This is a genomic window from Pseudomonas sp. RGB, from assembly GCF_007713445.1.
In the GTDB taxonomy this organism is placed as follows: domain Bacteria; phylum Pseudomonadota; class Gammaproteobacteria; order Pseudomonadales; family Pseudomonadaceae; genus Aquipseudomonas.
In genome coordinates, this window is the sequence record NZ_VMSH01000004.1 from 309,373 (window position 1) to 321,807 (window position 12,435).

The 12,435-nt window shown below is 62.7% G+C and carries 12 protein-coding genes and 1 pseudogene; 7 read left to right on the top strand and 6 right to left on the bottom strand.

All coding sequences use genetic code 11. From position 1 onward, the window contains the following. Window positions 1-282: 282 nt before the first annotated feature. The 3 genes and pseudogenes from FPT15_RS11060 to FPT15_RS30005 all read left to right on the top strand — a co-directional run bounded on the left by FPT15_RS11060 (window position 283) and on the right by FPT15_RS30005 (window position 2,509). Window positions 283-1,683, top strand: coding sequence for a DUF1254 domain-containing protein (locus FPT15_RS11060; RefSeq protein WP_145160839.1), 1,401 nt, complete (start codon window positions 283-285; stop codon window positions 1,681-1,683). A 180-nt stretch (window positions 1,684-1,863) separates the two neighbouring features. Beyond that, window positions 1,864-1,941, top strand: a pseudogene (locus tag FPT15_RS30340) (J domain-containing protein); the annotation flags it as partial. Window positions 1,942-2,131: 190 nt separating this feature from the next. Then, window positions 2,132-2,509, top strand: coding sequence for a hypothetical protein (locus FPT15_RS30005; protein ID WP_256676436.1), 378 nt, complete (start codon window positions 2,132-2,134; stop codon window positions 2,507-2,509). Between the two features lie 109 nt (window positions 2,510-2,618). On the opposite strand, the gene FPT15_RS11075 is transcribed toward FPT15_RS30005, so the two are convergent. After that, entirely contained in the window at window positions 2,619-3,113 is a 495-nt protein-coding gene (locus tag FPT15_RS11075) for a hypothetical protein (protein ID WP_145160844.1), read from the bottom strand. A gap of 163 nt (window positions 3,114-3,276) precedes the next feature. On the opposite strand from FPT15_RS11075, the gene FPT15_RS11080 reads away from it, so the two are divergent. Further along, the gene (locus tag FPT15_RS11080; RefSeq protein ID WP_145160846.1) at window positions 3,277-3,969 is read left to right on the top strand and encodes an aspartate/glutamate racemase family protein; all 693 of its coding nucleotides are present in this window, start codon (window positions 3,277-3,279) and stop codon (window positions 3,967-3,969) included. Here the strand turns inward: FPT15_RS11080 and FPT15_RS11085 are convergent. The 4 genes from FPT15_RS11085 to FPT15_RS11100 form a co-directional block, all read right to left on the bottom strand. After that, the gene (locus FPT15_RS11085; RefSeq protein ID WP_145160848.1) at window positions 3,966-4,478 is read right to left on the bottom strand and encodes a GNAT family N-acetyltransferase; all 513 of its coding nucleotides are present in this window, start codon (window positions 4,476-4,478) and stop codon (window positions 3,966-3,968) included. The genes FPT15_RS11080 and FPT15_RS11085 overlap by 4 nt on opposite strands. Before the next feature lie 61 nt (window positions 4,479-4,539). After that, a complete protein-coding gene (locus FPT15_RS11090; protein WP_145160850.1) occupies window positions 4,540-5,610 on the bottom strand; it encodes a DUF1176 domain-containing protein in 1,071 nt (356 codons plus the stop codon). Between the two features lie 55 nt (window positions 5,611-5,665). Next, entirely contained in the window at window positions 5,666-6,805 is a 1,140-nt protein-coding gene (locus FPT15_RS11095; protein WP_145160852.1) for a glycerate kinase, read from the bottom strand. A 91-nt stretch (window positions 6,806-6,896) separates the two neighbouring features. Then, entirely contained in the window at window positions 6,897-8,003 is a 1,107-nt protein-coding gene (locus FPT15_RS11100; protein ID WP_145160854.1) for a sugar diacid recognition domain-containing protein, read from the bottom strand. A gap of 161 nt (window positions 8,004-8,164) precedes the next feature. On the opposite strand from FPT15_RS11100, the gene FPT15_RS11105 reads away from it, so the two are divergent. Beyond that, entirely contained in the window at window positions 8,165-9,475 is a 1,311-nt protein-coding gene (locus tag FPT15_RS11105; RefSeq protein ID WP_145160856.1) for an MFS transporter, read from the top strand. A 130-nt stretch (window positions 9,476-9,605) separates the two neighbouring features. Here FPT15_RS11105 and FPT15_RS11110 read toward each other — a convergent pair whose 3' ends face one another. Continuing rightward, the gene (locus tag FPT15_RS11110) at window positions 9,606-10,310 is read right to left on the bottom strand and encodes an SDR family oxidoreductase (protein ID WP_145160858.1); all 705 of its coding nucleotides are present in this window, start codon (window positions 10,308-10,310) and stop codon (window positions 9,606-9,608) included. 101 nt (window positions 10,311-10,411) lie between these two features. Between FPT15_RS11110 and FPT15_RS11115 the strand changes: the two genes are divergently transcribed. Further along, window positions 10,412-11,314: a LysR family transcriptional regulator gene (locus tag FPT15_RS11115; RefSeq protein WP_145160860.1), complete on the top strand. Its 903-nt coding sequence runs from the start codon at window positions 10,412-10,414 to the stop codon at window positions 11,312-11,314. 81 nt (window positions 11,315-11,395) lie between these two features. Further along, window positions 11,396-12,406: an aldo/keto reductase gene (locus tag FPT15_RS11120; RefSeq protein ID WP_145160862.1), complete on the top strand. Its 1,011-nt coding sequence runs from the start codon at window positions 11,396-11,398 to the stop codon at window positions 12,404-12,406. The last annotated feature ends 29 nt before the right edge of the window (window positions 12,407-12,435 follow it).

Consider the following 12,435-nt stretch of genomic DNA (forward strand, 5'->3'; position numbering starts at 1 on the left):
CTCAGCGTCTTTCGTCTTCCCTTGGCACTCCAGCGCTCATTTGACTGAGCCACTCGCGCGTCAGGGATTTGCTGCTAGCTTCAATCGATATCATCCGTGAAGGCCCGAGCGCGTCATCGTCAACACCTGTGTCGAACCGCAACAGACAGGGGCGTGCCAAGGCGGTGATTGGCCTCAGTTGACCTGGTTTGCAGGGATTAACGTGACGTTCGGGAAATAAAACTGGAAACTCGTCGCCTTCAACTCCCGTCAGTCAAAAGAACTCTGGAAGGACGCAACAACATGATTGGAAAACCGACGCGCCTGCTGTTGGCGAGCCTCTCGATATTCATGAGCACCGGCGCCTGGGCTGACTTCACGGCAACCCCCGCCGAAGCGCGGGCGATTGCCAAGGAAGCCTACCTGTATGGCTACCCGGTCGTGGCAATGTACAAGACGCTCTACACCCAGGCCGTCGATAAAGGCGGGGCCAATTTCAAGGCGCCGTTCAACCATATCGGCAATACCGCGCAGGTGTTCACCCCCAAGGACACGGCGTTCGCCACACCGAACTCGGACACGCCCTACTCTTTCGTATGGATGGACCTGCGCAAAGAGCCGTTGGTGTTGACCCTGCCCAAGATCGAAGACAACCGTTACTACTCGGTGCAGTTGATCGACCTCTATACGCAGAACATCGCCTACCTGGGCACCCGCAGCACCGGCAACAACGGCGGCCACTACATGATCGCCGGCCCGGACTGGAAAGGTCAGCAGCCGGTTGACGTGGACCGCGTGGTGTACAGCGAAAGCAATATCGCCTATGCCCTGTACCGCACGCAGCTGTTTGATGAAAAGGACCTGAACAAGGTCAAGCAGATCCAGAGCGGCTACAAAGTGCAGCCCCTGAGCAGCTACGTGAAACAGCCTGCGCCGGCTGCGGTGCCGAAGATTGAATGGCCCAAGCCGATGGCCACGATGACCGAAGGCCCGCAGCTGTTTCGTTACCTGAATTTCATGTTGGCCTTCGCCGCCCCTCAGGACAGCGAAAAAGACCTGCTGGCGCGCTTCGCCAAGATCGGCATCGCCCCGGGTGCGCCGTTCAAGGTCAAGGACTTGACCGCAGAACAGCGCAAAGCTCTGGAAGACGGGATTGCCGACGGCCGCGCAGAATTCGCCGCCTTCAAGAAAGACAAAATCGACACCCACCAAGTGACCAGCGGCGACCTGTTCGGCAGCCGCGACCGCTTGAAAAACAACTACCTGTACCGCTACGCCGGTGCGGACCTGGGAATTTTCGGCAACTCCCCCGATGAGGCCATTTACCTGAGCTACTTCGTCGACAGCGAAGGCAAACCGGCCAATGGCGCACGTCACAGCTACACCGTGCACTTTGACAAGGACCAACTGCCGCCCGCCGAAGCGTTCTGGTCGCTGACCATGTACGACGCCAAGACCAAGCTGCTGGCGCCCAACCTCAAGAAGCGCTACCTGATCAATTCGCGGATGTTGCCCAACCTCAAACTGGACGCCGACGGCGGCCTGACCCTGGCGTTGCAGCACCACGAGCCACCGAAAGCCGAACAGAACAACTGGCTACCGGCACCGCCCGGCCCGTTTTACGCAGTGCTGCGCATCTACCTGCCCAAGCCTGAAGCGAGTAACGGCCAATGGAAATTGCCACCGCTGACGCCGCTCAAATAATCCTCGGCTAACAGCAACGTGCCCGTTCGCCCCCGGTTTGCGACCGGGCACGCACCTTCCGGATCTTCCAAGCGCTTGCGCCAAGCACTCCAGCAAGACCGCGCCCTCCCTCACTCCCACTGGTTCAGCGGACACGAAACCGGGTAAGGTGCGCGCGTTATTTATGGAGTTGTACCGCACATGACTTGCTGGGATGTCCTCGGCCTATCCCCGAATGCCGATAGCCGCACGATCAAACGCCAATACGCCACCCTGCTGAAGAAAACCCAACCGGATGATGATCCGCAAGGCTTTCAACGCCTGCGTGAAGCGTACGAACACGCGTTGAGTTGGCAACAATGGGCGCAGGAAGACGACAGCGCCGAGCTGGCAGTGGTAACCGTGCCGACGGCCTTGGCCGCTGACACCTTGCAAGCGCACTACAGGCTGGCAAACCGCCTTCGACACCTTGCCGCTGTTGCACGCGATTGTGCTGGGCTGCCTCGTCGGAGCGCTGTTCCAGTCGCCCTGGCAAGCGGGCGCATTAGTGGACGCTGCGGGCGACGCATTGGCCTGGACGATGGCCTACATGGCCGTTGGCGCACTGGCCTGGCAGGTGTGGCGCCCGTTGGCGCATTGGCTGCGGGTGCTGGATGAACGTCTCGGTGCGAAACTGCCGCGCGGGTTGAGCCCCACCCGCCTGCCATTATTGCCGGTGCGCGACCTGATTCCGGGTGCGGCCATGAGCATTGCCATCAGCGCTCGGTTTGGGCCCGTCGCCGGCCTGACACTGGTGGCGGTCCTGGCTGCCGTCGGCGCGTACAAGCGCCAGGCACGCGTGCGTTGACCGAGACACACGGCTGGCCTACCAGCGTCAGCTCAACTGAGCAACGGGCTGTGCTGCAAGCGCGTTTGGGCAGGATTGCGCCGGGGCACCCGACGCTGAACAAGCCCGCTCAAGCGCGATCGCGCGGGATCAGGCTCTGCAACTGCGACGCCAGGAAATTAGCGTCGAAGGCAAACGTGTCCGGGTCCTTCAGGCCGTTGGTTTTTTTCCACAGCCAGTCGTTTTTATCAGCCGGCAGCACCAGCGATACGCTGCCGTGCCGGGCGGCGGTCAAGCCCATCACCGACACGGCAATCGAGCCGCTCGCCCCCATCACGTCCGGCACGAACTCCACGGTTTTGCCGGTGATGTGCACCGTCAGTTTCTCTGTTTTGAAGGTTGACGTTTCAACCGGCAGGCTCGGGCTACTGGCGACATAGGCCTCACGATGGACTTCCAGCAGGCCAGTGGTCTTGAAGGGTTCCAGCCACTGCTCGATCTGCCCGAACAGCTCACCGAGCTTCTGCGCCCAGCGCGCGGACTGCAGGTCGAATTGCTGTTTTTTGTGCGCTTCGCTGTCGGCGTAATGACGAAGCATCTCGCCCAATTGCTGTACATCGTCCATTGCGGATTTCCTTGGGTGGGCCAGGTTGCGAACGGTGATCATGGCAGATGCGGCGGTTCAGCGTGCGGCTTAAAACTGCACCGGTCATTTGGCCGGCAACTGCGTATGACTAATGCGCAGCCGATGGGTAAGGTGAGTCGACATCCCCTGTCAGGAGCATCGCATGCGCACCATCGGCCTTATCGGCGGCATGAGCTGGGAGTCCAGCGCCGAGTATTACCGCATTATCAACCAGCGCGTGCGTGACCAGCTGGGCCCGCTGCGCTCGGCGCAACTGTTGATGTACAGCGTGGATTTCGGCCCGGTCGAACAGGCCCAGCATGCCGGCCGTTGGGATGACGCCGCGCTGATCCTCGAGGATGCGGCGCGCCGCTTGCAGGCCGGCGGTGCGGACTGCGTGGTGCTGTGTACCAACACCATGCATCGGGTGGCGCCGCGTATCGAGGCGGCCGTGTCGATTCCGTTTCTGCATATCGCCGATGCGGCCGGTGCCGCTGCGGTAGCGGCCGGTACGCTGACGGTCGGTTTGCTGGGCACGGCATTCACCATGGAGCAGGACTTTCTCACCTCGCGCCTGACCGCCCAGGGCTTGACCGTGTTGGTGCCCGACGCAGACGAGCGCCAGGCCGTGCACCGAATCATCTATGAGGAGTTGTGTGTCGGCGTGATCAGCGCCGCCTCGCGCCAGGTCTATCAGCGGGTGATCGAGTCGCTGGCCGCACGTGGCGCCCAGGCGATCATTCTGGGCTGCACGGAAATCGGTCTGCTGATCAAACCGCAGCACAGCAACCTGCCATTGCTGGACACCACCGAGCTGCATGCGCAGGCTGCGGTGGCGTTTGCGCTGCAGGGTTAAGCCGACTGACGCAGGCGCGCCATGCTCAGGGTGTCGACGAAGACGCCGTCACGCAGGGCGTAATCGCGCATCCGGCCTTCGACCTCGAAGCCGAACTTGCGATAGAGGTTATGCGCCGCTTCGTTGTCGGCGTACACCGTCAGTTCGACGCGGCGCAAGTTCATCCAGTTGTCGGCCACGTCCAGCGCGGCCGCCAACAGCCTGGAGCCGACGCCCTTGCCTTGCCAGGCGCTGGCGACGCCCATGCCGAACGAACCGACATGGCTGCGCCGCACGCGCAGGGTTTGCTCCAGGCCAAGCTGGCCGATCACTTCCCCTGCATGCATCGCCACCAGCTGCAGCCGCCGCTCGTCATCCAGCGCCAGTTTGTTACGCCAAGCCTGCACCGATTGGAAAGGCATTTGCAGCACCTGACGGCACACAGCCGGTTCGTTGTAGAGCGCAGCGACGCCTTCAAGGTGGGCCTCGGTGAAGCGCTGGATCACGACAGGGGATTCAGGTGTGTGCATTGCGTTTCTTCCTTGGAAAAACAAGTGGCCGCCCAGTGTAGAGGCCAAGCCCGCAGGCTGGCTAGGGTGCTGGCACTGTCGTCCACAGCGACGGCCAATCGCCGTAACCCACTCCATTGCAGCGTGGCATCTGATGCAACTCGCGCAGCTGGAAAGCCTTGCCGTCGAACACCCAGACGCCGCCCTCACCGCAATCACCCACGCCACGCAGCTTGTAGAAATAGCTCAGGGTGCCGGTGGTTGGGTCGTAGCCCACCGACCCTTGCAGGGCAGCGCCGTCCAAGGGCAACGGTTGAATGCTCAAGGTGGTTTCGGAGTACGGCGCCTTGCGCTCGCGGCTGCTGACTTCGTACTCGCAGGTGTAGGCCGCGCAGTCATAGTGCACCACTGTCAGGGCTTGAGCCTCGCTCAGGGCGCCGACTTCGGCCTCGGGTTTCATCGCGGTGTCGGTGCTGTTGATCGCCTTCACCGCTGCGGCGGCCAGTGCGGCCTGTTCCTGGTGGTTGAGCGCTGGCGCCGACGTGAACGGGCGCAGCACCGGTGGCGGCAAGCGTGCCGGCACGTCGCTGGCCGCGCCCTTGCCAGGCCGCGCGAGTGCGGTGACGTTATCCACCCGCCCTTGCACCGCGTCCATCAATAGCAGCGAGGCACTTAGCCCGCTCAGGGACACATGCGCGGTGTCATCGCCAGGTAACTGCAAACGCTGGCCGTTGCGCAAGCGCTGCAGCCAGAGCCGCGCCGGCGCGTCCTCGATCACGCCGTAGGACTGCATTTGGGGATCAACACGCTGATCGTCCAACTGCACCTCCAGGCTGCGCGTCAGTGCCTGACCCAGGGGCTTTCCATCCAATTGCAGGGTCGAAAGGTCCAGCGCCTCACCGCGATGATCAACGCGCAACCGCAGGTACCCTTCGGGGCCGGCCTGATGCCAGATATGCAAGGTCAGGGAACTGTCGTCTTGCTCATCAACGCCACTGGGCGCGCTGAGGGCGTGACAATTGCGCAGGTTGTCGCAGCCGATGACCCAATTCTTGATTTCCCGCAGCAGCGGGACGGTTTCAGTCGCGGGTTGAGCGAGGGCCGGGGCGCTGATGCCAGTCAGCAGCAGGGCCAGGAATGCGGTGCGCAGCATGGGGACTCTCCGTGTCGAAAAACGGCGCGGATTGTCCCACGTTCACGGCGTTGCGTCAGCGCCCGGTCGCGGTGCGCCACAGTCGCGCAATATCTGCCGCACGCTCGCGCAGCAGGCGCGGCGCGTCGCTGCACGCCTGTTCGAGGCTCATCGGCCCGGACGGCAAGGCGAATGCGGCGTTCACGCCGTGGCTGTACATGTGCTCGTAGCCCTCGCCCAGGGTGCCGGCAATCACGATGACGGGCACGTTGTGCTGCTGGGCGATGCGCGCCACGCCGAAAGGGGTTTTGCCGCGCAGGGTCTGGGCGTCGAAACGGCCTTCGCCGGTGACCACCAGATCAGCCCCCTGCACCGCTGCGTCCAAACCAACCAGTTCGGCCACCACCTCCACACCCGCGCGAAATTGCGCGCCAAGGAATGCTTTGGCGGCAAAACCCAAGCCACCGGCGGCGCCGCTGCCGGGTTCATCGCGCACGTCTTTGGGCAGGACCTTGGTGCAGTGATCGGCAAAGTGACCAAGGGCTGCGTCCAGTTGTTGGACCTGCTGCGCGCTGGCACCTTTTTGCGGGCCGAAAATGGCAGACGCGCCGTGCGGGCCACACAGCGGGTTGTTCACATCGGCAGCAATGTCAAAACGCACCTGAGCCAAACGTGGGTCCAGTTGCTCAAGGCTGATCCGCGCAAGCCGCGCCAGCGCCAGGCCACCCGGGGCAAGTGCCTGATCTTGCGCATCGAACAGTTGCACACCCAGCGCCTGCATCGCCCCGGCACCGGCATCGTTGGTCGCACTGCCGCCAATTGCCAGAATGATGCGCCGGGCACCGGCGTCCAGGGCTGCACGGATCAGTTCGCCCGTGCCGTAAGTGCTGCTCGAACAGGCGTCGCGCTTGCCCGGCGCCAGCAGTTGCAAACCACTGGCTTCGGCCATTTCGATAATCGCGGTATGGCTGTCGGCCAACCAGCCCCAGCGAGCCTCAACCGACGCGCCCAAGGGGCCTCGAACCGTCTGGCTACGCAACTCGCCATTGCAGGCAGCAAGCACCGAATCCACCGTGCCCTCGCCACCGTCCGCCATCGGGCACTGCACCAGATGTGCCTGCGGCCAGACCTCGGCCAAGCCTTCGGCGATGGCCTGGGCGACGCCTTCGGCGCTCAGGCTGTCCTTGAACGAGTCGGGGGCGATGATGATTTTCATGGGCGTTCTCCGGTTTTTATAACGCCCATGCTGCCAGTTGGCTGCGGCAATGACGCCGGTCCGATGCACAAGTGTGGCGCAGGTTTGTTGTTCATTCCGACAAAGCCTGGGGCAAAAGCTGTACGCCAAGGTACAGGGCCAGCATGCCGTCGAGGGTCAACGGGTCGACGCCGCTGAGCTCGGCAATGCGTTCCATGCGGTAGCGCAAGCTGTTGCGGTGGATACCCAGCGCGTCGGCGCAGGCCTGGCTCTGGCCGTCGTGGTCGCACCAACTGCGCAGCGTGGCAAGCAGTTGGCCGTTGGTGTCCTTGGCCAGGACTTTGCGCAACGGGTTCAGCAGTTCATCCAGCGCATCGTCGTTGCGGTGGCGCCAGAGCATCACCGGCAGGCGATAGCGGTTGAGCGTCAACAAACGCGAGTGGGGCAAGATGTCACGACCGTAGGCCAACAGATCGCCGACCCGGCGATAACACCGGCGCAAGCCCGCCAGGCCATCGGCTTGCCCACCGACGGCAACCCGCAGGATGTTCCAGCCCAGGCCCTGAAGTTTTTCCAGCAGCCGAGGGTTGTCCACCTGCACCGCCGCCGGCCGGCACCACAACAGAGAGAATTGCGCAGAGCTGACACACCAGCTGTCCGGGTAACGGCTGGTCAGCCAGGCGCTCAGCGCTTCGGCCGACTGACCCACGCCCAGCTCAAACAGGTACGGCGTGCGCGGCATGTGCGGCTTGAGCCCCAGTTGCTGGGCCTCGTCCACCAGGCGCGGCGATTCACCGCGTTCGGCCAGCAATAACGCGAGCAGGTCGTCGCACCGCTGGCGTCGCCATTGCTGCTCGGCTTGCTGATGACGGTGGCTGACCAACATCTCGGCGGTCATGCGCACCAGTTCGGCGTAGGTGCGCAACAGCTCGGGTTCACCGGTAATGCCCAGCACGCCGATCAGGCGTTGGTCGTGCATTAAGGGAAGGTTGATGCCCGGCTGCACGCCCTTGAGGTGCTTGGCAGTCTGGCCGTCGATCTCGACTACCCGGCCGTTGGCCAGCACCAGCTGCGCGCCCTCATGGCGGGTATTGATGCGCTCCGGCTCGCCGCTGCCCAGAATCAGGCCCTGGCTGTCCATGACGTTGACGTTGTAGGGCAGGATCGCCATGGTGCGATTGACGATATCCTGCGCCAGGTCATGATCCAGCTCGAACATGGGGCTAAATTCCTGAAAAAAGCGAGTTGGTCATAGGCACAGCGCAAAGCGTGCTTGACTGTGCGCAAGCACAAAGACAGCACCCCGCAAGGTGGCCGAGACTCATTGGGCGATCAACGTTACCTTCGCATCGCGAAAAATCATAATAAAGAGAGACTGACATGTCACAGAGCGCCGCTGCCACACTGGCCACCGATGACGATAAAAACGCCATCTACAAGCGCATTACCCTGCGCCTGATCCCCTTCATTTTCATCTGCTACCTGTTTAATTACCTTGACCGGGTAAACGTTGGTTTTGCCAAGTTGCAGATGCTCGATGCGTTGAAATTCAGTGAAACGGTGTACGGCCTGGGGGCCGGGATTTTCTTTATCGGTTACGTACTGTGCGGCGTGCCGAGCAACCTGGCGCTGACCAAGTTCGGCCCGCGGCGCTGGATTGCGCTGATGATGATCGTGTGGGGCACGCTCTCCACGTGCTTGCTGTTCGTGACCACGCCAACACACTTCTATGGCCTGCGCCTGTTGACCGGTGCCGCTGAAGCCGGGTTCTTCCCAGGCGTGGTGCTGTACCTCTCACAGTGGTTCCCGACCTTCCGCCGTGGGCGGATCATGGCGTTGTTCATGTCGGCGATCCCGGTGTCCGGCCTGCTCGGCAGCCCGTTTTCCGGCTGGATCCTCAACCACTTTGCCGCCGGCCAGGGTGGCCTGGCCGGCTGGCAGTGGATGTTTGTGTTGCAAGGCATCCCGACGGTGATCCTGGGCGTGCTCGCCTATTTCCTGCTCAGCGACAGCTTTGCCAATGCCAAGTGGCTTACGCCACATGAGCGTGCAGTGCTGGAGGCCGACCAGGCGACGGATCTGGCGAACAAGCCGAAAACCACCACAGATTCGCTCGGCGAGGTGTTCAAGAACCCGGCCATCTGGGCGTTCGGCCTGATCTACTTCTGCATCCAGAGCGGCGTGTACGCGATCAACTTCTGGCTGCCGTCGATCATCAAGAGCCTGGGCTTCAGCGATAACCTGGTGATTGGCTGGCTCAGCGCGATTCCGTACCTGCTGGCCGCGGTGTTCATGTTGCTGGTGGGCCGCTCCGCCGACTTGCGCAAGGAGCGTCGCTGGCATTTGGTGGTGCCGATGTTGATGGGGGCTATCGGTTTGGTGATCGCCGTGAATTTCGCCACCACCCCAGCGATTGCGATTCTTGGCCTGACCATCGCCACCATGGGCGCCCTCACCGGCCTGCCGATGTTCTGGCCGGTACCGACCGCCATGCTCAGTGCCGGCGCTGCGGCCGGTGGTTTGGCGCTGATCAACTCCATGGGCCAGATGGCCGGCTTCCTCAGCCCGTATATCGTAGGGTTTGTGAAGGATGCCACCGGGTCCACGGATGTGGCGTTGTACTTGCTGGCTGCGGTGATCGTTGCCGGCAGTGTGCTGGCGCTGCGCATGACGCGCACATTGAAGGTATAACGCGCGCCCGGCAGCAATCAGTTCAATGTGGGAGCGGGCTTGCTCGCGAATGCGGTGGTTCAGTCGATACATTCGGTGACTGACAGACTGCTTTCGCAAGCAAGCCCGCTCCCACTTTTGTTTGCCGGGTTTACAACAGGCCACCGCCGTCGATGTCGATCACCGCGCCGGTGACGAAGCCATTCTCCATGGCCAGCACGTACCCCGCCGCCACTTCTTCAGCCTGCCCCACGCGCCCAACCGGCAAAGCCCCGCCGGCCTTGGCAAACATCGCCTGGCGCTGTTCTTCTGCCAAGCCTGCATAAGCAGGCGTATCGATCACGCCCGGGCTGATCACATTGACCCGCCGTGGCGCCAGTTCCTTCGCCAGTTGTTTACCCAGCGCCTCGGTCGCGGCATTGATGCCGGTCTTGATGAGCTGGCCGGGCGCCAATTTACGGCCCAGTTGGCCAGAGGTCAGCGTGATGCTGCCGCGCTCGTCGAGAAATGGCAGCGCCTGTTGAATCGCGCGCAACGAGCCCCAGAGCTTCACGTTGAAATTGTCCTGGGCCTCATCCAGGTCGGTGTCGAGCAAGGGTTTGGCGCGCACCGACGGCCCAGAGGTGTAGACCAGATGGTCAAAGCGCCCCACCGCCTCGAACAAGCGTTGCAAGGACGCAGTGTCGGTCACATCCACCGGCTCGCTGCGTACGCCGTTGTCGACACCGGACGTCAACCGGCGCCCGGCCAGCACCACCTGTGCGCCTCGCGCCGTGGCCGCTTTGGCGACGGCGGCGCCGATACCGCTGCTGCCGCCGATGACGATGACGGTTTTACCGCTGAGGGAAGATGCCATGGGTTAACTACCTGACTAAGAAAGTGAGCGTTGATCTTCTCAGCTTGGCAATCAGCGAAAAATCCCGGTAAAACGACAAGATCTTTAAAGGATTTTTACAAATGAGCTCAACCCTCGACCTTGAAGTGTTCGTGCGCACCGCCGACACCGGCAGCCTGTCAGCGGCTGCGCGCAGCCTCAACCTCACACCGGCTGCGGCGAGCATTGCGCTCAAGCGCCTGGAAACGCGGCTGGGCATCCGCCTGCTGGCCCGCTCCACGCGCAGCATGCGCCTGACCGAAGAAGGCCGGCGCTACCTGGACAGCGTTCGGGTCGCCCTGGAAGCTTTGTCGGAAGGTGAGCAGGCGATCAAGCAGCAAGGCCAGAGCCTCAGCGGTTTATTGCAATTGGCGGCGCCCTCGGATTTTGGCCGCAATGTGCTGCTGGGTTGGCTGGATGAGTTCAAGCTTGAACACCCGAACATCCGCTTGCAGTTGTTGCTCAACGACAGCAACGCCGACTTATTCCGCGACACCGTCGACATTGCCCTGCGCTTTGGCGTGCCACGCGACTCCAGCCTGGTCGCGCTGCCGGTGGTGCCGGGCCACCACCGCATTCCCTGCGCCAGCCCCGACTACCTCGCACGCCATGGCACACCGCGCACGCCGGCAGACCTGGCGCAGCACAGCACGCTGCGCTACATGCGCCGTGGGCAGGCCAACAACACCTGGTACTTTCGCCAGGGCGCACTGCTGCAGGAAGTCGAGGTGACGGGCGATTACCTCAGCGACGACGGCGAAATTGTGCGGCGCTGGGCCCTGGCCGGCCATGGCATTGCCTACAAGGCCAACCTGGACATCGCCAGTGATATCAAGGCCGGGCGCCTGGTGCCGCTGTTGCCCGACTGGCAAGGCGAACCCACGCCGTTCAACCTGATGTGCCCGCACCGCCTGCAAGTGTCGGAACGGGTGAAAGTGCTGCACCGATTTCTGCAGACACGCTGTCAGGTCTTGCTCAGTGCATGAAGAAACACGCGCCGGGCTTGTTCCAGAGCCCTCGAGTCTGGTATTGCAGGGTTCACGTTTCCCTGCCATGAGGAGCTTTGCATGATTTACCGCACATTGGGCCAGTCCGGGTTGAAGGTCAGCGCACTGACACTGGGCACCATGATGTTTGGCGAACAGACCAACACCGAAGACTCGCTGCGCATCATCGACAAGGCCTGGGACCAGGGCATCAATTTTATCGACACCGCCGACGTCTACACCGGCGGGCGTTCCGAAGAAATCGTCGGCGAGGCCATCGTTCGTCATCGCCAGGACTGGGTGGTGGCGTCCAAGGTCGGCATCGGCCCGGCCGACGGCGTGCCGAATCGCAGAGGGTTGAGCCGCAAGCGCATTTTCAACGCGCTGGAAGCCAGCTTGACGCGCCTGGACACCGACTACCTGGACATCTATTACCTGCACCGCGAAGACCATGACACGCCGCTGGAAGTCACGGTGTCGGCGATTGGCGATTTGATCCGCCAGGGCAAGATCCGCTATTGGGGCCTGTCCAACTACCGGGGCTGGCGCATCGCCGAAGTGATGCGCGTGGCCGAGCGTTTGGGCGTGGACCAGCCGATCATCAGCCAACCGCTGTACAACATCGTCAATCGCCAGGCCGAGGTCGAGCAGCTCACCGCCGCAGCCGCCTACGGCCTGGGCGTGGTGCCTTACAGCCCGTTGGCGCGCGGCGTGCTCAGCGGCAAGTACGCACCCGACGTCGCTCCTCAAGCGGGCAGCCGTGCAGCGCGTCAGGACAAACGCATTCTGGAAACCGAATGGCGCGTGGAGTCACTGCGCATCGCCCAACAGATTCAGCAGTACACCCAAGGGCGCGGCGTCGGCATGGTCGAGTTTGCGATTGCCTGGGTGCTGAACAACGCGGCCGTGAGTTCGGCAATTGTCGGGCCGCGCACCGAAGCGCAGTGGGACGCGTACACCGGCGCGCTGGAGGTGAAGATCAGCGCTGAAGATGAGGCCTTTATTGATTCGCTGGTGACGCCGGGGCACTCGTCCACACCGGGGTTTAATGATGTGGGCCATTTTGTCTCGGGCCGCGTGGCGCGCGCCTAGCGCCTGCAACGTGTAGGTGTGTGGCGAGA

What these genes read in the sequence shown, in the direction of transcription:
- FPT15_RS11060 (WP_145160839.1), top strand. Translation starts at nt 283, where the DNA reads ATGATTGGAAAACCGACGCGCCTGCTGTTGGCGAGCCTCTCGATATTC.
- FPT15_RS11105 (WP_145160856.1), top strand. Translation starts at nt 8,165, where the DNA reads ATGTCACAGAGCGCCGCTGCCACACTGGCCACCGATGACGATAAAAAC.
- FPT15_RS11095 (WP_145160852.1), bottom strand. Translation starts at nt 6,805, where the DNA reads ATGAAAATCATCATCGCCCCCGACTCGTTCAAGGACAGCCTGAGCGCC.
- FPT15_RS11115 (WP_145160860.1), top strand. Translation starts at nt 10,412, where the DNA reads ATGAGCTCAACCCTCGACCTTGAAGTGTTCGTGCGCACCGCCGACACC.
- FPT15_RS11120 (WP_145160862.1), top strand. Translation starts at nt 11,396, where the DNA reads ATGATTTACCGCACATTGGGCCAGTCCGGGTTGAAGGTCAGCGCACTG.
- FPT15_RS11085 (WP_145160848.1), bottom strand. Translation starts at nt 4,478, where the DNA reads ATGCACACACCTGAATCCCCTGTCGTGATCCAGCGCTTCACCGAGGCC.
- FPT15_RS11090 (WP_145160850.1), bottom strand. Translation starts at nt 5,610, where the DNA reads ATGCTGCGCACCGCATTCCTGGCCCTGCTGCTGACTGGCATCAGCGCC.
- FPT15_RS11110 (WP_145160858.1), bottom strand. Translation starts at nt 10,310, where the DNA reads ATGGCATCTTCCCTCAGCGGTAAAACCGTCATCGTCATCGGCGGCAGC.
- FPT15_RS11080 (WP_145160846.1), top strand. Translation starts at nt 3,277, where the DNA reads ATGCGCACCATCGGCCTTATCGGCGGCATGAGCTGGGAGTCCAGCGCC.
- FPT15_RS11100 (WP_145160854.1), bottom strand. Translation starts at nt 8,003, where the DNA reads ATGTTCGAGCTGGATCATGACCTGGCGCAGGATATCGTCAATCGCACC.
- FPT15_RS11075 (WP_145160844.1), bottom strand. Translation starts at nt 3,113, where the DNA reads ATGGACGATGTACAGCAATTGGGCGAGATGCTTCGTCATTACGCCGAC.